Raw genomic sequence first — 15,881 nt, 5'->3', positions numbered from 1 at the left:
CGCGTTCCTCAGAACGCGCCGTGGCAGTGCTTGAACTTCTTGCCTGAGCCGCAGGGGCAGGGCGCGTTGCGGGAGACGCCGACCAGGAGCTTGGGGTCGATCGGCTTCAGGGGACCGGTGGGGATCGAGGCGTCGTCGCCCACCGCGTCGTTCTCGCCCGTGGTCGGATCGATATGGGTCTGCTGCAGGCCGGACAGGTCTGGTGCCGGCTGCGGCTCGGGGCGGATCTGCAGTTCCACATGGCTGAGCTGCTGGGTGACGCGCTCGCGCAGCGTGCCGAGCAGGTTCTGGAACAGCTCGAAGGCCTCCTGCTTGTACTCGTTGAGCGGGTCGCGCTGGGCGATGCCGCGCCAGCCCACGACCTTGGAGAGGTGGTCGAGGGTAGCGAGGTGCTCGCGCCAGAGGCCGTCGATCGACTGCAGCACGATGGATTTTTCCACCTGGCGCATGATGTCGGCCGAGTACTTCTCGCGCTTCTCGGCGGCCTTTGCGTCGGCAGCCTCCACCAGGCGTTGGGTGACGATCTCGGCGTCGATGCCTTCCTCGGCAGCCCATTCGGCCGCGGGAATATCGAGGTTGAGCAGGGATTTCGCCTCGGTCGCCATGAGCTCGACGTCCCACTGCTCGGGATAGGAGCGGGGCGGAATGGAGCGAGAAACGATCGCATCGACGACACCGTGGCGCATCTCGGTGACGGTCTCGCCGACATCCTCGGCGTCCATCAGTTCGAGACGCTGCTCGAAGATGACCTTGCGCTGGTCATTCATCACGTCGTCGTATTTCAGGATGTTCTTGCGGATGTCGAAGTTGCGGGCTTCGACCTTGCCCTGGGCGCGCTCGATGGCCTTGGTGACCCAGGGATGGGTGATGCTTTCGCCCTGCTGCAGTCCGAGCTTGCTCAGCATGGAATCCATGCTGTCGACCGGGAAAATGCGCATCAGGTCGTCCTGGAGCGACAGGAAGAAGGCCGAATGGCCCGGATCGCCCTGACGGCCGGAGCGGCCGCGCAACTGGTTGTCGATGCGGCGGGATTCGTGGCGCTCGGTGCCAATCACCATCAGGCCACCGGCCGCAAGGGCCTTCTCCTTGGCCTCAGCAATGGTGCGCTTGATCTCGGCGATCTTGGCTTCGCGTGCCTCGCCTTCCAGGCCCTCGGTCTCGCGCTCGATGCGCATCTCGAGGTTGCCGCCGAGCTGGATGTCGGTACCGCGGCCGGCCATGTTGGTGGCGATGGTAATGGCGCCCGGCAGGCCGGCATCGGCGACGATATAGGCTTCCTGCTCGTGATGGCGGGCGTTCAGCACGTTCATCTGGCCGACATTCTTCTTGCGCAGAAGCTCGGCGAGCATTTCGGACTTTTCGATCGAGGTGGTGCCGACCAGCACCGGCTGGCCGCGCTCCTGACAGTGCTTGATCAGATCGGCGATAGCGTCGAACTTCTCTTCCGCGGTGCGGAAGATGGCGTCCTCGTCGTCCTTGCGCTGGATGGGCAGGTTGGTCGGGATGGTGACCACTTCGAGCCCGTAAATGTCGCCGAATTCCTCCGCTTCGGTCGCCGCCGTACCGGTCATGCCGGCGAGCTTCTTGTAGAGGCGGAAGTAGTTCTGGAAGGTGATCGAGGCGAGAGTCTGGTTCTCGGCCTGGATCTTGACGTGCTCCTTAGCCTCGAGCGCCTGGTGCAGGCCTTCGGAATAACGGCGGCCGGGCATCATGCGGCCACTGAACTCGTCGATGATCACCACTTCGTCGTTGCGGACGATGTAGTCCTTGTCCTTGCGGAACAGCTTGTGGGCGCGCAGGGCCGAGTTGAGGTGGTGGACCAGCGCCACGTTTTCGACGTCATAGAGCGAGGCGCTCTTGAGCAGGCCTTCGGTGGCGAGGCGTTCCTCGAGCTTTTCGATGCCCTGGTCGGTGAAGGTTGCGGCGCGGTGCTTCTCGTCGACCTCGAAGTCGCCCTCCTCGATGATCGACATCAGGCCGTCGATGCGGACATAAAGTTCGGAGCGGTCCTCCGACGGGCCGGAGATGATCAGCGGCGTGCGCGCCTCATCGATCAGGATCGAGTCCACTTCGTCGACGATGGCATAGGCATGGCCGCGCTGCACCATCTGCGCGCGGCTGTATTTCATGTTGTCGCGCAGATAGTCGAAGCCGAACTCGTTGTTGGTGCCGTAGGTGATGTCGGCTTCGTAGGCGGCCTTGCGCTCGGCATCGGTCAGGCCGTGCACGATGATGCCGGTGCTCATGCCGAGGAAGGAGTAGATGCGGCCCATCCAGGCGGCGTCGCGGCGGGCAAGATAGTCGTTGACGGTGACGACGTGGACGCCCTTGCCTTCGAGCGCATTCAGATAGACGGCAAGCGTTGCCACCAGCGTCTTGCCTTCACCGGTGCGCATTTCGGCGATGGCGCGCTCGTTGAGCACCATGCCGCCGATCAGCTGCACGTCGAAGTGGCGCATGCCGAGCACGCGCTTGGACGCTTCACGGACGGTGGCGAAAGCGGGCACGATCAGATCGTTGATCGACCGGCCGGCGGCGAGTTGCTCGCGGAACTCGGCGGTCTTGGCGCGGAGTTCGTCGTCGCTCAGCTGCTCGAACTGCGGCTCGAGGGCGTTGATCTGTGCCACCTTCGGCTGGAACCGCTTGACCTGCCGGTCCGAAGGCGTTCCGAACAAACGCCGGGCGAGCGCAGCTAGAGCCATAAGGTCGATCCCTTTCATGTCTCGCGTGTGGCGGGTGAGGAGGCGGGCATCGCACCGTCGCTGCCGGTCGCCGGCGCGAGAATAAGCCTTTCAAGGCTTGGAAAAATGCATGGTTCCACCGGCGGCGGAAAGCTGAACCGATGTAAGAGTGCCCCTTGTCTTGTCAACGGCAGCCAAATGCGCGAATGCTCAACGGCCCTGCGCAGCCGGGCTTTCCAGCCCGACGACGTCGCTCAAAAAACGCGGCGCGGCATAATTCGGCCCGCTCTCGTGATCAAGGCGGGCGATCCGTTCGGAACAGTCCGTTCCACAGCAACACCACCAGCCGGCGCCGCTGTGCGCCGTTCAAGGAGTTCCCCCAAGATGATCAAGTCCAAGCTGCGTCTCGCCCAGGCCGCGAGCGTTCTGGCGCTGGTGCTTTCGGCGACGGCGCTCGTGCCGGCCACGGCGCAGGATGCCGCTGCTCCCGCTGAAGCTCCTGCCGAGGCCGCAGCGCCGGCCGTGACCCCGGAAACCGTGGTGGCCACCGTGGGCGGCAGCCAGATCACCGAGGCCGATCTCAGCTTCGCCGCTGAGGACCTGACGCAGGAACTCAGCCAAATGCCGCCGGAAGAGCGCCGCGCCTTCCTGCTCCGCGTGCTGATCGACATGAAGGTGATGGCCGATGCCGGCCGGGACGCTGGGATGGCCGACACGCTGCTGTTCCAGCAACGGCTGGCCTACCTGGAAGACCGGGCCCTGCGCCGCGCCTATTTCGCGGAAACCATCGCCAATGCGATCACCGAAGAAGCGGTGCGGGCGGAGTACGACGCCTATGTCGCCGACTTCCAGCCGCAGCCGGAAATCCGCGCCAGCCACATCCTGGTCGAGACCGAGGAAGAAGCTCAGGCGGTCAAGGCCGAGATCGAGGGCGGTGCCGATTTCGCCACGCTGGCGCGTGAGCGGTCGATCGATCCGGGCGCGGCCAATGGCGGCGATCTCGGCTTCTTTGGCCGTGGCATGATGGTGGCCCCGTTCGAGGAGGCTGCCTTTGCGCTGACCGATGCCGGGCAGGTGTCCGATCCGGTGCAGTCCCAGTTCGGCTGGCATGTGATCCGGCTTGAAGAAACCCGCGAGTCGACCGCGCCTGCCTTCGAGCAGGTGGCCGGCCAGCTGCAGCAGCGGCTGTTGATGCGCACCTTCGACGAAACCATCGCCAACCTGATGGCCGGCGTCCAGGTCGACATCCCCGATCCGGCCCTGGCTGCCGCCGTTCAGGCGCAGACCGAAGGTGCCGAGGTCGACGCGGAAGCGGCGGAAGAAGCCGCGCAGTAAGCCGGCTCAGCAGGTGACGCGGATCTCGGCGTAGCTGCTGAGTTCCGCGGTGCCGGCGGACAGCACCGCCAGCATGCAGGCGCTGCCCAGCAGCGGGAAATTGCCGCCGGCAGCCACTACGGAGCCGTCGAGCAGGGTCAGGTAGCCCGGCTCGACGCTCGCTACCTCCACCACCGCCGGTGAATTGCACACCGGCCAGGTGTCTCCGGCCGAGACCAGAAAACGGGTCGCTGTGGGCAGGCAGTCGCCTGCATCGGCTGTTGCGGTTGTCGCAGGCGCTAATGCCGCGGGGGCCGCGGTGGCCGCCGATGTGCGCCAGTTTTCTTCCAGTACGGCGAGGCGGTTTTCGAGGTCGGCCAAGGCGGCTGTGTCAGTCGAAGTGCCCGCAGAACCGGGTGTGCCCTGGCGCAACAGATCCAGCGTCAGCCGCACCTGGGCCAGATCGGTCGATAGGCGCACGATCTCGCGGCGGGTATCGGCATAGGTGAAGGCTGCAGCGGCAATGGCGGCGACGCCCACCAGTCCCACTGTGAAGGCTAGGATATTGCTCCAGCCAATAGGCTTGCGCGGGGGGCGCGGTTGAACCGCCGACGCCGCCTTGGCTTCGGCCGCTACCGTCACTTCTGGGGCCGCAGGGCCGCTTTCCGATCCGTTCATGCCGGCCTCCGGTTGCTCCTGCTTATGGCAGAGAGTGCGGCCGAACTACGACCGCTGCAACCGTGGATGGGGAATAGGCGCGGGCTTGCCGGAGATCACCGGTGTGATGTTTTCGTCCTTCCCGCCGCCGAAAAGATTGCCGAAGCCGCTGAAGAACCCGCTCACCGCCTCGCCGCGCTCCTTGATCGCGGCCGCTTCCGCAGCGGCGCGCTCCTGGTTGGCGAGCACCGACGCAAACTGGGCCTCGTCGGCTTGCTGCTTGGCCACCAGTGTCGGGTTGCTGGCAGAAGGCGGGCAGGGACCCAGCGGGTTGAGCGGCGCGCCGGCGACCGCATTGAAGATGTACTGGCGCTCGCAGACGTCCCAGGTCGGCGGCGCCTTGGTCAGTTCGAACAGGTCATGGCCTTCCTTGATGTCCTTCCAGAAGTCGAGGTGGTCGTTCGATGCATGGCGCGCCAGATTCGCCGCGGTCATGCGGAAGGGGAAGATCTGGAGCTGGAAGCTCGGATTGCCGCCCTTGAAGGTTTCGCGGGCGAGGGCGTAGATCTCGGCGATGCCCTGGTCGGTCATGGCGTAGCAGCCGCGCGAGGAGCAGTCGCCATGCACCATGAGGTCGGTGCCGGTGCGGCCGTGGGCACGGTCGAACTTGTTGGGAAAGCCGGTGTTGAAGGCGAGATAATAGCTCGAGCGCGGATTCATCAGCCCGGGCGTGATGGTGTAGAAGCCCTCGGGGCTTTGACGGTCGCCTTCCTTGAACTTGGGGCCCAGGTCGCCCGAATAGGCGCAGATCTCATAGTCGCGGAACTTGCGGAACTCGCCCGACGCGGTGCGCTTCCACACTTCCAGGGTTTTTCTTCCTTGAAGATGCGGATGACCATGGCTTCGCCGGGCGAGGAGCCCATGGCCTTGAGGGCGTTCACCGTGCCCGAGGAGAGTGGCTGGTTGTGCCGGTTGTTGTCGCTCTTGGGCAGGAAGCCGCCACACGCGGCGAGCCCGAAGGCCACCCACAGCAGGATCAGCACGGAGAGGAACTTGCGCAGAAACACGGTCGACGAACCCGATGGAGGACGGCGGCCCCTGCCGGAGCCGGGTTCGCGCAGCATGTACAGTGCTGGTGAACGAAGCCTTTACCACGAGCACTTTGCCGCCGGAAGCGGGACGCTATACACGCGGATGTGAGGGAAGCTCTCCTGCCCTCCGATAGACCTCATGGTGACAGGTTCAGGATGAGCAACCATTAGCTATGGGGTCCAGGGTTGGCCTCGTTGCAGAACGGTGTTGGCAAAGATGACGAGTTTTCGAGCGCAGGCGACAAGGGCGAGCTTGTGGGGTTTGCCAGCGGCAGTAAGGCGGGCATAGAGCGCCATGAGTTGGCGGTTCCATCGATAGGCGGCAGGCAGGGCCGCGGCGTAGAGGGCCTGCGGGGGCGGGCACGGCCGCCGGCGATGTGGCGCCGCCCGTGATGCTTGCCGCTGTCGTGGTCGAACGGTGCCAACCCGATCAGGGCAGCGGCCTGTTCACGGCTGATGCTGCCCAGTTCCGGCATGGCGATCAGCAAGGCCAAGGCGGTCGGTATGCCGATGCCGGGGACGGAGAGCAGCAGATCGAGCCGCCGCCCGAGAGCCTTGTCGGCCCGCACCGCCCGTTCCAGCCGGCGCCGTTCGTCGCGCAGGCGGGCCTTGAGTGCGGCAATGTCAGCGGCAACCAGGCTGGCAAGACGGGTATCGTGCAGATGCTCGAGCCGGGTCTTGAGCCGGGCGATGTCCTGGACCAGCTGGTCGATGAAGACCAGATGCTCGTGCAAGCCGGCCAGTGTCGGATCGGCAGCCGCCCTGTCCATCCCGAACAGGACGGTGAAGGCAGCAATCACCGGGCATCCAGCCGGTCGTTCTTGGCGCGCTGCAACCGCATGCGGGCAAACAGGCGTACCTGCAGCGGCTGGTGCAGGATCACCTTGAACCCGGCCTCCCGCAAAGCCGCGACCACGCCACGTTCGTAGCCGCCGCTGGCTTCGATGCCGACCCGATCGACACCGGCCTTGAGCAACCACTCCGCCGCCGCTTGCCATCCGGCCGCGTCATTGTTCACCCGCAGCCATCCCTCGCCGGGCGTCACCGCCAGATCAAGAGCTGCCTTGCCGGTATCGATCCGGCCACAAATGTGCTAGAATGGCTCATCTTCCTCGTCCCGTCCTTGCAATGCGAACCCTGGGTTCAATCAACATGCGGGCCCGATGAAGACTGACGGCAACGATCCCGCTCATCCTCAGACAAAGGTGCACACCACCAGTCTGGGTCTACCTCGATCCGATGCCGCCGCCGCGGCCTGGTGTCGAACAGGCCGCGGCGGCGGCATCGGATCGAGGTAGACCCAGACGGTGGTGTGCACCTTTGTCTGAGGATGAGCGGGATCGTTGCCGTCAGTCTTCATCGGGCCCGCATGGTTGATTGAACCCAGGGTTCGCATTGCAAGGACGGGACGAGGAAGATGAGCCATTCTAGCACATTTGTGGCCGGGATCGATACCGGCAAGGCAGCTCTTGATCTGGCGGTGACGCCCGGCGAGGGATGGCTGCGGGGTGAACAATGACGCGGCCGGATGGCAAGCGGCGGCGGAGTGGTTGCTCAAGGCCGGTGTCGATCGGGTCGGCATCGAAGCCAGCGGCGGCTACGAACGTGGCGTGGTCGCGGCTTTGCGGGAGGCCGGGTTCAAGGTGATCCTGCACCAGCCGCTGCAGGTACGCCTGTTGCCCGCATGCGGTTGCAGCGCGCCAAGAACGACCGGCTGGATGCCCGGGTGATTGCTGCCTTCACCGTCCTGTTCGGGATGGACAGGGCGGCTGCCGATCCGACACTGGCCGGCTTGCACGAGCATCTGGTCTTCATCGACCAGCTGGTCCAGGACATCGCCCGGCTCAAGACCCGGCTCGAGCATCTGCACGATACCCGTCTTGCCAGCCTGGTTGCCGCTGACATTGCCGCACTCAAGGCCCGCCTGCGCGACGAACGGCGCCGGCTGGAACGGGCGGTGCGGGCCGACAAGGCTCTCGGGCGGCGGCTCGATCTGCTGCTCTCCGTCCCCGGCATCGGCATACCGACCGCCTTGGCCTTGCTGATCGCCATGCCGGAACTGGGCAGCATCAGCCGTGAACAGGCCGCTGCCCTGATCGGGTTGGCACCGTTCGACCACGACAGCGGCAAGCATCACGGGCGGCGCCACATCGCCGGCGGCCGTGCCCGCCCCGGCAGGCCCTCTACGCCGCGGCCCTGCCTGCCGCCTATCGATGGAACCGCCAACTCATGGCGCTCTATGCCCGCCTTACTGCCGCTGGCAAACCCCACAAGCTCGCCCTTGTCGCCTGCGCTCGAAAACTCGTCATCTTTGCCAACACCGTTCTGCAACGAGGCCAACCCTGGACCCATAGCTAATGGTTGCTCATCCTGAACCTGTCACCATGAGGTCTATCGGAGGGCAGGAGAGCTTCCCTCACATCCGCGTGTATAGCGTCCCGCTTCCGGCGGCAAAGTGCTCGTGGTAAAGGCTTCGTTCACCAGCACTGTACATGCTGCGCGAACCCGGCTCCGGCAGGGGCGCCGTCCTCCATCGGGTTCGTCGACCGTGTTTCTGCGCAAGTTCCTCTCCGTGCTGATCCTGCTGTGGGTGGCCTTCGGGCTCGCCGCGTGTGGCGGCTTCCTGCCAAGAGCGACAACAACCGGCACAACCAGCCACTCTCCTCGGGCACGGTGAACGCCCTCAAGGCCATGGGCTCCTCGCCGGCGAAGCCATGGTCATCCGCATCTTCAAGAAGAAAAAAAACCCTGGAAGTGTGGAAGCGCACCGCGTCGGGCGAGTTCCGCAAGTTCCGCGACTATGAGATCTGCGCCTATTCGGGCGACCTGGGCCCAAGTTCAAGGAAGGCGACCGTCAAAGCCCGAGGGCTTCTACACCATCACGCCCGGGCTGATGAATCCGCGCTCGAGCTATTATCTCGCCTTCAACACCGGCTTTCCCAACAAGTTCGACCGTGCCCACGGCCGCACCGGCACCGACCTCATGGTGCATGGCGACTGCTCCTCGCGCGGCTGCTACGCCATGACCGACCAGGGCATCGCCGAGATCTACGCCCTCGCCCGCGAAACCTTCAAGGGCGGCAATCCGAGCTTCCAGCTCCAGATCTTCCCCTTCCGCATGACCGCGGCGAATCTGGCGCGCCATGCATCGAACGACCACCTCGACTCTGGAAGGACATCAAGGAAGGCCATGACCTGTTCGAACTGACCAAGGCGCCGCCGACCTGGGACGTCTGCGAGCGCCAGTACATCTTCAATGCGGTCGCCGGCGCGCCGCTCAACCCGCTGGGTCCCTGCCCGCCTTCTGCCAGCAACCCGACACTGGTGGCCAAGCAGCAAGCCGACGAGGCCCAGTTTGCGTCGGTGCTCGCCAACCAGGAGCGCGCCGCTGCGGAAGCGGCCGCGATCAAGGAGCGCGGCGAGGCGGTGAGCGGGTTCTTCAGCGGCTTCGGCAATCTTTTCGGCGGCGGGAAGGACGAAAACATCACACCGGTGATCTCCGGCAAGCCCGCGCCTATTCCCCATCCACGGTTGCAGCGGTCGTAGTTCGCCGCACTCTCTGCCATAAGCAGGAGCAACCGGAGGCCGGCATGAACGGATCGGAAAGCGGCCCTGCGGCCCCAGAAGTGACGGTAGCGGCCGAAGCCAAGGCGGCGTCGGCGGTTCAACCGCGCCCCCGCGCAAGCCTATTGGCTGGAGCAATATCCTAGCCTTCACAGTGGGACTGGTGGGCGTCGCCGCCATTGCCGCTGCAGCCTTCACCTATGCCGATACCGCCGCGAGATCGTGCGCCTATCGACCGATCTGGCCCAGGTGCGGCTGACGCTGGATCTGTTGCGCCAGGGCACACCCGGTTCTGCGGGCACTTCGACTGACACAGCCGCCTTGGCCGACCTCGAAAACCGCCTCGCCGTACTGGAAGAAAACTGGCGCACATCGGCGGCCACCGCGGCCCCCGCGGCATTAGCGCCTGCGACAACCGCAACAGCCGATGCAGGCGACTGCCTGCCCACAGCGACCCGTTTTCTGGTCTCGGCCGGAGACACCTGGCCGGTGTGCAATTCACCGGCGGTGGTGGAGGTAGCGAGCGTCGAGCCGGGCTACCTGACCTGCTCGACGGCTCCGTAGTGGCTGCCGGCGGCAATTTCCCGCTGCTGGGCAGCGCCTGCATGCTGGCGGTGCTGTCCGCCGGCACCGCGGAACTCAGCAGCTACGCCGAGATCCGCGTCACCTGCTGAGCCGGCTTACTGCGCGGCTTCTTCCGCCGCTTCCGCGTCGACCTCGGCACCTTCGGTCTGCGCCTGAACGGCGGCAGCCAGGGCCGGATCGGGGATGTCGACCTGGACGCCGGCCATCAGGTTGGCGATGGTTTCGTCGAAGGTGCGCATCAACAGCCGCTGCTGCAGCTGGCCGGCCACCTGCTCGAAGGCAGGCGCGGTCGACTCGCGGGTTTCTTCAAGCCGGATCACATGCCAGCCGAACTGGGACTGCACCGGATCGGACACCTGCCCGGCATCGGTCAGCGCAAAGCAGCCTCCTCGAACGGGGCCACCATCATGCCACGGCCAAAGAAGCCGAGATCGCCGCCATTGGCCGCGCCCGGATCGATCGACCGCTCACGCGCCAGCGTGGCGAAATCGGCACCGCCCTCGATCTCGGCCTTGACCGCCTGAGCTTCTTCCTCGGTCTCGACCAGGATGTGGCTGGCGCGGATTTCCGGCTGCGGCTGGAAGTCGGCGACATAGGCGTCGTACTCCGCCCGCACCGCTTCTTCGGTGATCGCATTGGCGATGGTTTCCGCGAAATAGGCGCGGCGCAGGGCCGGTCTTCCAGGTAGGCCAGCCGTTGCTGGAACAGCAGCGTGTCGGCCATCCCAGCGTCCCGGCCGGCATCGGCCATCACCTTCATGTCGATCAGCACGCGGAGCAGGAAGGCGCGGCGCTCTTCCGGCGGCATTTGGCTGAGTTCCTGCGTCAGGTCCTCAGCGGCGAAGCTGAGATCGGCCTCGGTGATCTGGCTGCCGCCCACGGTGGCCACCACGGTTTCGGGGTCACGGCCGGCGCTGCGGCCTCGGCAGGAGCTTCAGCGGGAGCAGCGGCATCCTGCGCCGTGGCCGGCACGAGCGCCGTCGCCGAAAGCACCAGCGCCAGAACGCTCGCGGCCTGGGCGAGACGCAGCTTGGACTTGATCATCTTGGGGGAACTCCTTGAACGGCGCACAGCGGCGCCGGCTGGTGGTGTTGCTGTGGAACGGACTGTTCCGAACGGATCGCCCGCCTTGATCACGAGAGCGGGGCCGAATTATGCCGCGCCGCGTTTTTTGAGCGACGTCGTCGGGCTGGAAAGCCCGGCTGCGCAGGGCCGTTGAGCATTCGCGCATTTGGCTGCCGTTGACAAGACAAGGGGGCACTCTTACATCGGTTCAGCTTTCCGCCGCCCGGTGGAACCATGCATTTTTCCAAGCCTTGAAAGGCTTATTCTCGCGCCGGCGACCGGCAGCGACGGGTGCGATGCCCGCCTCCTCACCCGCCACACGCGAGACATGAAAGGGATCGACCTTATGGCTCTAGCTGCGCTCGCCCGGCGTTTGTTCGGAACGCCTTCGGACCGGCAGGTCAAGCGGTTCCAGCCGAAGGTGGCACAGATCAACGCCCTCGAGCCGCAGTTCGAGCAGCTGAGCGACGACGAACTCCGCGCCAAGACCGCCGAGTTCCGCGAGCAACTCGCCGCCGGCCGGTCGATCAACGATCTGATCGTGCCCGCTTTCGCCACCGTCCGTGAAGCGTCCAAGCGCGTGCTCGGCATGCGCCACTTCGACGTGCAGCTGATCGGCGGCATGGTGCTCAACGAGCGCGCCATCGCCGAAATGCGCACCGGTGAAGGCAAGACGCTGGTGGCAACGCTTGCCGTCTATCTGAATGCGCTCGAAGGCAAGGGCGTCCACGTCGTCACCGTCAACGACTATCTTGCCCGCCGCGACGCCGCCTGGATGGGCCGCATCTACTCCTTCCTCGGCATGAGCACCGGCATCATCGTGCACGGCCTGACCGATGCCGAGCGCAAGGCCGCCTACGAAGCCGACATCACCTACGGCACCAACAACGAGTTCGGCTTCGACTATCTGCGCGACAACATGAAATACAGCCGCGCGCAGATGGTGCAGCGCGGCCATGCCTATGCCATCGTCGACGAAGTGGACTCGATCCTGATCGATGAGGCGCGCACGCCGCTGATCATCTCCGGCCCGTCGGAGGACCGCTCCGAACTTTATGTCCGCATCGACGGCCTGATGTCGATCATCGAGGAGGGCGACTTCGAGGTCGACGAGAAGCACCGCGCCGCAACCTTCACCGACCAGGGCATCGAAAAGCTCGAGGAACGCCTCGCCACCGAAGGCCTGCTCAAGAGCGCCTCGCTCTATGACGTCGAAAACGTGGCGCTGGTCCACCACCTCAACTCGGCCCTGCGCGCCCACAAGCTGTTCCGCAAGGACAAGGACTACATCGTCCGCAACGACGAAGTGGTGATCATCGACGAGTTCAGTGGCCGCATGATGCCCGGCCGCCGTTATTCCGAAGGCCTGCACCAGGCGCTCGAGGCTAAGGAGCACGTCAAGATCCAGGCGAGAACCAGACTCTCGCCTCGATCACCTTCCAGAACTACTTCCGCCTCTACAAGAAGCTCGCCGGCATGACCGGTACGGCGGCGACCGAAGCGGAGGAATTCGGCGACATTTACGGGCTCGAAGTGGTCACCATCCCGACCAACCTGCCCATCAGCGCAAGGACGACGAGGACGCCATCTTCCGCACCGCGGAAGAGAAGTTCGACGCTATCGCCGATCTGATCAAGCACTGTCAGGAGCGCGGCCAGCCGGTGCTGGTCGGCACCACCTCGATCGAAAAGTCCGAAATGCTCGCCGAGCTTCTGCGCAAGAAGAATGTCGGCCAGATGAACGTGCTGAACGCCCGCCATCACGAGCAGGAAGCCTATATCGTCGCCGATGCCGGCCTGCCGGGCGCCATTACCATCGCCACCAACATGGCCGGCCGCCGGTACCGACATCCAGCTCGGCGGCAACCTCGAGATGCGCATCGAGCGCGAGACCGAGGGCCTGGAAGGCGAGGCACGCGAAGCCAAGATCGCCGAGATCAAGCGCACATTGCTGAGGCCAAGGAGAAGGCCCTTGCGGCGGTGGCCTGATGGTGATTGGCACCGAGCGCCACGAATCCCGCCGCATCGACAACCAGTTGCGCGGCCGCTCCGGCCGTCAGGGCGATCCGGGCCATTCGGCCTTCTTCCTGTCGCTCCAGGACGACCTGATGCGCATTTCCCGGTCGACAGCATGGATTCCATGCTGAGCAAGCTCGGACTGCAGCAGGGCGAAAGCATCACCCATCCCTGGGTCACCAAGGCCATCGAGCGCGCCCAGGGCAAGGTCGAAGCCCGCAACTTCGACATCCGCAAGAACATCCTGAAATACGACGACGTGATGAATGACCAGCGCAAGGTCATCTTCGAGCAGCGTCTCGAACTGATGGACGCCGAGGATGTCGGCGAGACCGTCACCGAGATGCGCCACGGTGTCGTCGATGCGATCGTTTCTCGCTCCATTCCGCCCCGCTCCTATCCCGAGCAGTGGGACGTCGAGCTCATGGCGACCGAGGCGAAATCCCTGCTCAACCTCGATATTCCCGCGGCCGAATGGGCTGCCGAGGAAGGCATCGACGCCGAGATCGTCACCCAACGCCTGGTGGAGGCTGCCGACGCAAAGGCCGCCGAGAAGCGCGAGAAGTACTCGGCCGACATCATGCGCCAGGTGGAAAAATCCATCGTGCTGCAGTCGATCGACGGCCTCTGGCGCGAGCACCTCGCTACCCTCGACCACCTCTCCAAGGTCGTGGGCTGGCGCGGCATCGCCCAGCGCGACCCGCTCAACGAGTACAAGCAGGAGGCCTTCGAGCTGTTCCAGAACCTGCTCGGCACGCTGCGCGAGCGCGTCACCCAGCAGCTCAGCCATGTGGAACTGCAGATCCGCCCCGAGCCGCAGCCGGCACCAGACCTGTCCGGCCTGCAGCAGACCCATATCGATCCGACCACGGGCGAGAACGACGCGGTGGGCGACGACGCCTCGATCCCCACCGGTCCCCTGAAGCCGATCGACCCCAAGCTCCTGGTCGGCGTCTCCCGCAACGCGCCCTGCCCCTGCGGCTCAGGCAAGAAGTTCAAGCACTGCCACGGCGCGTTCTGAGGAACGCGCCGGCCGGGCGCCGCGCTTACGGCTTGAGGCCTCGCACCAGTTGCGCGGCGATCTTCTGTGCCTCCCCGGCTCGAGCGCCAGCCGGTCGGTCAGCAATCGGTGCCAGATCAGCGACTGCACCATCTCGGCGCCCAATAGCGGGTCGACCGTATCCGCGACCTCGCCGCGTGCCATCGCCCGCTCGATCATCTCGCCGATATGCGCCCGCCGCTCCGTTGCATAGCTCTGCAGCCGTTCGGCACAGGCCGGGTCGCGCTGCGCCTCCGCGATCACCTGCCGGAACACCTGACCGGCGCTGCCCTGCCAATAGCCGCTGAGCCACTCGATCAGCCCGGCGATCTCTCCTTCGAGGTCATCCGTCGGACCGTGCAGCGCCTGCGGCTTCTGGCGATGGTAGATATCGAGCAGCAAAGTGCCGCGGCTTGGCCACCACCGGTAGATTGTGGGCTTGCCGGCGCGGGCGCGCCGCGCCACCGCCTCGATGGAAAACGCCGCCGGACCCTCTTCGAGCAGGATCGCCTCGCCCGCTGCAGGATCGCCTCCTGTGTATCGGGATTGCGCCGGGCACCGATCGAACGGCGGCGATCATCGTCTGCTGGGTCAGCCATGCAGCATAGATAGCGCAGCCATGCGGGCGAAAAAAGTCTTGATCGTTACGCTACGTTCCGTTATGAAACGGCACGTATCGTTTAGGAGACAAATGATGCCTTCCATCGCCTCCCGCCTGCGCCTTGCCCTGTTGATGTTCTTCGGCGTCTACCCGGTCATCACCCTCTACATCTACGCCTTGTTCCCGCTCACCAACGGCTGGCAGATGTGGCAGCGCACCCTGTTGCTGGTGCCGCTGATGGTGCTCACCATGGTGTTCTTCGTCATGCCCTCATCCAGACTCGTTTCGGCGCCTTCATCACCGGCCGCAAGCCCGCCGCCGCCGCCTGATCCGGATCAGCCACCCCTCCGCCGGGAGGGGGTGGCCGGAAACACTCACTGTTCGGGGGCAACCCGCACGATGGTGGAGGACCCTGCCCGCGGATTCTCGGTCACCGCATAGACCGCGCCGTCCGGTCCGACCCGCACGTCGCGCACGCGCGCCTCGAGCGGCACCCGCTCTTCGAACGCCACCCGGTCGCCGTCCATGTGGAGCACCACCAGCCCCTGGGACACCAGTCCACCAACGATGAACGCACCCTGCCACTCGGGGATCAGGTCGGCGTCGTAGTAGGCCATGCCGGAGGGTGCGATCACCGGATCCCAATAGTAGAGTGGCTGCTCGGTTTCGGCGTTGGCGGTGATCCCTTCGCCGATCGTGGAGCCATCATAGTTGACGCCATAGGCCACGTCCGGCCAGCCATAGTTGAGCCCGGTTGCGGCCGGTTGAGCTCGTCCCCACCCTGGCACCGTGCTCCACCGTCCACAGCCGCCCCTCGCCATCGAGCGTCGCCGACTGGACGTTGCGGTGACGAGGCTCCAGATCTCCGGCAGGGCATCATCATTGTCGATGAACGGGTTGTCCGGCAGCGCCTCGCCTTCCGGATCGATGCGGAACACCTTACCCAGCCCGCTGGCCAGTTCCTGAGCCTGATCGCGGATCGGCTCGTCCGAACGCTCACCCACGGTGATGTAGAGGTTGCCGTCTTCAGTGGGCACGATGCGCGAACCGAAATGCAACTCGCCGTCATAGGTGGGCTCCTGACGGAAGATCACCTCCACGTCTTCGAGGCTGCCGCCGCCATTCTCGTCGAGAACCAGCGTCGCCGCTGCCACCGCCGTGCCATTGCCGTCCTCGCGCGGCTCGGCATAGGAGACATAGATGCGCCCCGTGCTCTCGAAATCGGGCGCCAGGGCCACATCGAGCAATCCGCCCTGGCCGACAAGGTCGA

16 protein-coding genes and 2 pseudogenes are annotated in these 15,881 nt (G+C 65.2%); 9 read left to right on the top strand and 9 right to left on the bottom strand.

Annotation, left to right across the window (positions count from 1 at the left end):
* Window positions 1-8: 8 nt before the first annotated feature.
* A complete protein-coding gene (gene secA, locus ACFSX5_RS19110; protein ID WP_386832564.1) occupies window positions 9-2,720 on the bottom strand; it encodes a preprotein translocase subunit SecA in 2,712 nt (903 codons plus the stop codon).
* Window positions 2,721-3,065: 345 nt separating this feature from the next.
* Here secA (ACFSX5_RS19110) and ACFSX5_RS19105 point away from each other — a divergent pair, with 345 nt between their 5' ends.
* Complete coding sequence (locus tag ACFSX5_RS19105) at window positions 3,066-4,016, top strand: peptidylprolyl isomerase (RefSeq protein WP_386832563.1); 951 nt, start codon at window positions 3,066-3,068, stop codon at window positions 4,014-4,016.
* 6 nt (window positions 4,017-4,022) lie between these two features.
* Here ACFSX5_RS19105 and ACFSX5_RS19100 read toward each other — a convergent pair whose 3' ends face one another.
* The 4 genes from ACFSX5_RS19100 to ACFSX5_RS19085 form a co-directional block, all read right to left on the bottom strand.
* Complete coding sequence (locus ACFSX5_RS19100; protein WP_386832562.1) at window positions 4,023-4,673, bottom strand: hypothetical protein; 651 nt, start codon at window positions 4,671-4,673, stop codon at window positions 4,023-4,025.
* Window positions 4,674-4,718: 45 nt separating this feature from the next.
* On the bottom strand, window positions 4,719-5,513 hold the full coding sequence (locus ACFSX5_RS19095; protein WP_386835721.1) for a L,D-transpeptidase family protein: 795 nt from the start codon (window positions 5,511-5,513) through the stop codon (window positions 4,719-4,721).
* A gap of 397 nt (window positions 5,514-5,910) precedes the next feature.
* Entirely contained in the window at window positions 5,911-6,543 is a 633-nt protein-coding gene (locus ACFSX5_RS19090; RefSeq protein ID WP_386835719.1) for a transposase, read from the bottom strand.
* A complete protein-coding gene (locus ACFSX5_RS19085) occupies window positions 6,540-6,761 on the bottom strand; it encodes an IS110 family transposase (protein WP_386835717.1) in 222 nt (73 codons plus the stop codon). Before ACFSX5_RS19085 ends, ACFSX5_RS19090 begins: the two co-directional genes overlap by 4 nt.
* Before the next feature lie 490 nt (window positions 6,762-7,251).
* Between ACFSX5_RS19085 and ACFSX5_RS19080 the strand changes: the two genes are divergently transcribed.
* The 5 genes from ACFSX5_RS19080 to ACFSX5_RS19060 all read left to right on the top strand — a co-directional run bounded on the left by ACFSX5_RS19080 (window position 7,252) and on the right by ACFSX5_RS19060 (window position 9,871).
* Window positions 7,252-7,473, top strand: a complete 222-nt coding sequence (locus ACFSX5_RS19080; RefSeq protein WP_386835715.1) for a hypothetical protein — start codon at window positions 7,252-7,254, stop codon at window positions 7,471-7,473.
* Complete coding sequence (locus tag ACFSX5_RS19075; protein ID WP_386835713.1) at window positions 7,428-8,117, top strand: transposase; 690 nt, start codon at window positions 7,428-7,430, stop codon at window positions 8,115-8,117. The genes ACFSX5_RS19080 and ACFSX5_RS19075 overlap by 46 nt, the downstream gene beginning before the upstream one ends.
* A 519-nt stretch (window positions 8,118-8,636) precedes the next feature.
* Entirely contained in the window at window positions 8,637-8,951 is a 315-nt protein-coding gene (locus ACFSX5_RS19070; protein WP_386835711.1) for a hypothetical protein, read from the top strand.
* 116 nt (window positions 8,952-9,067) lie between these two features.
* Window positions 9,068-9,289, top strand: coding sequence for a hypothetical protein (locus tag ACFSX5_RS19065; RefSeq protein ID WP_386835710.1), 222 nt, complete (start codon window positions 9,068-9,070; stop codon window positions 9,287-9,289).
* A 240-nt stretch (window positions 9,290-9,529) separates the two neighbouring features.
* The gene (locus ACFSX5_RS19060) at window positions 9,530-9,871 is read left to right on the top strand and encodes a hypothetical protein (RefSeq protein ID WP_386835709.1); all 342 of its coding nucleotides are present in this window, start codon (window positions 9,530-9,532) and stop codon (window positions 9,869-9,871) included.
* 116 nt (window positions 9,872-9,987) lie between these two features.
* Here the strand turns inward: ACFSX5_RS19060 and ACFSX5_RS19055 are convergent, their stop codons facing one another.
* Both ACFSX5_RS19055 and ACFSX5_RS19050 read right to left on the bottom strand, forming a co-directional pair.
* On the bottom strand, window positions 9,988-10,266 hold the full coding sequence (locus ACFSX5_RS19055) for a peptidylprolyl isomerase (protein ID WP_386835728.1): 279 nt from the start codon (window positions 10,264-10,266) through the stop codon (window positions 9,988-9,990).
* Window positions 10,258-10,523: pseudogene (locus ACFSX5_RS19050) on the bottom strand (peptidylprolyl isomerase); the annotation flags it as partial. The gene ACFSX5_RS19055 and the pseudogene ACFSX5_RS19050, both read right to left, overlap by 9 nt.
* A gap of 65 nt (window positions 10,524-10,588) precedes the next feature.
* Between ACFSX5_RS19050 and ACFSX5_RS19045 the strand changes: the two are divergent.
* Together ACFSX5_RS19045 and secA (ACFSX5_RS19040) are read left to right on the top strand one after the other, a co-directional pair.
* On the top strand, window positions 10,589-11,110 hold the full coding sequence (locus ACFSX5_RS19045) for a hypothetical protein (protein ID WP_386835708.1): 522 nt from the start codon (window positions 10,589-10,591) through the stop codon (window positions 11,108-11,110).
* Window positions 11,111-11,302: 192 nt separating this feature from the next.
* Window positions 11,303-13,992, top strand: a pseudogene (gene secA / locus ACFSX5_RS19040) (preprotein translocase subunit SecA).
* On the opposite strand, the gene ACFSX5_RS19035 reads toward secA (ACFSX5_RS19040), so the two are convergent.
* Window positions 13,954-14,475: a TetR-like C-terminal domain-containing protein gene (locus tag ACFSX5_RS19035; RefSeq protein ID WP_386835706.1), complete on the bottom strand. Its 522-nt coding sequence runs from the start codon at window positions 14,473-14,475 to the stop codon at window positions 13,954-13,956. The pseudogene secA (ACFSX5_RS19040) and the gene ACFSX5_RS19035 sit on opposite strands and share 39 nt — an antisense overlap.
* A gap of 226 nt (window positions 14,476-14,701) precedes the next feature.
* Between ACFSX5_RS19035 and ACFSX5_RS19030 the strand changes: the two genes are divergently transcribed.
* On the top strand, window positions 14,702-15,052 hold the full coding sequence (locus tag ACFSX5_RS19030) for a hypothetical protein (RefSeq protein ID WP_386835704.1): 351 nt from the start codon (window positions 14,702-14,704) through the stop codon (window positions 15,050-15,052).
* On the opposite strand, the gene ACFSX5_RS19025 is transcribed toward ACFSX5_RS19030, so the two are convergent.
* Window positions 14,986-15,881 (bottom strand): PQQ-dependent sugar dehydrogenase (locus tag ACFSX5_RS19025; protein ID WP_386835702.1); only part of this gene is annotated, 896 nt, incomplete at its 5' end. The genes ACFSX5_RS19030 and ACFSX5_RS19025 overlap by 67 nt on opposite strands.

The organism is Devosia albogilva, from assembly GCF_042685625.1.
Taxonomy (GTDB): domain Bacteria; phylum Pseudomonadota; class Alphaproteobacteria; order Rhizobiales; family Devosiaceae; genus Devosia; species Devosia albogilva.
Note: the sequence above shows the minus strand (reverse complement) of the source record. Positions and strands in the feature narration are given on the sequence as shown.

Bases quoted from the DNA above. Each gene is read 5' to 3' on its own strand.
- secA (WP_386832564.1), bottom strand. From the start codon at position 2,720: ATGAAAGGGATCGACCTTATGGCTCTAGCTGCGCTCGCCCGGCGTTTG.
- ACFSX5_RS19105 (WP_386832563.1), top strand. From the start codon at position 3,066: ATGATCAAGTCCAAGCTGCGTCTCGCCCAGGCCGCGAGCGTTCTGGCG.
- ACFSX5_RS19100 (WP_386832562.1), bottom strand. From the start codon at position 4,673: ATGAACGGATCGGAAAGCGGCCCTGCGGCCCCAGAAGTGACGGTAGCG.
- ACFSX5_RS19075 (WP_386835713.1), top strand. From the start codon at position 7,428: ATGCGGTTGCAGCGCGCCAAGAACGACCGGCTGGATGCCCGGGTGATT.
- ACFSX5_RS19070 (WP_386835711.1), top strand. From the start codon at position 8,637: ATGAATCCGCGCTCGAGCTATTATCTCGCCTTCAACACCGGCTTTCCC.
- ACFSX5_RS19030 (WP_386835704.1), top strand. From the start codon at position 14,702: ATGATGCCTTCCATCGCCTCCCGCCTGCGCCTTGCCCTGTTGATGTTC.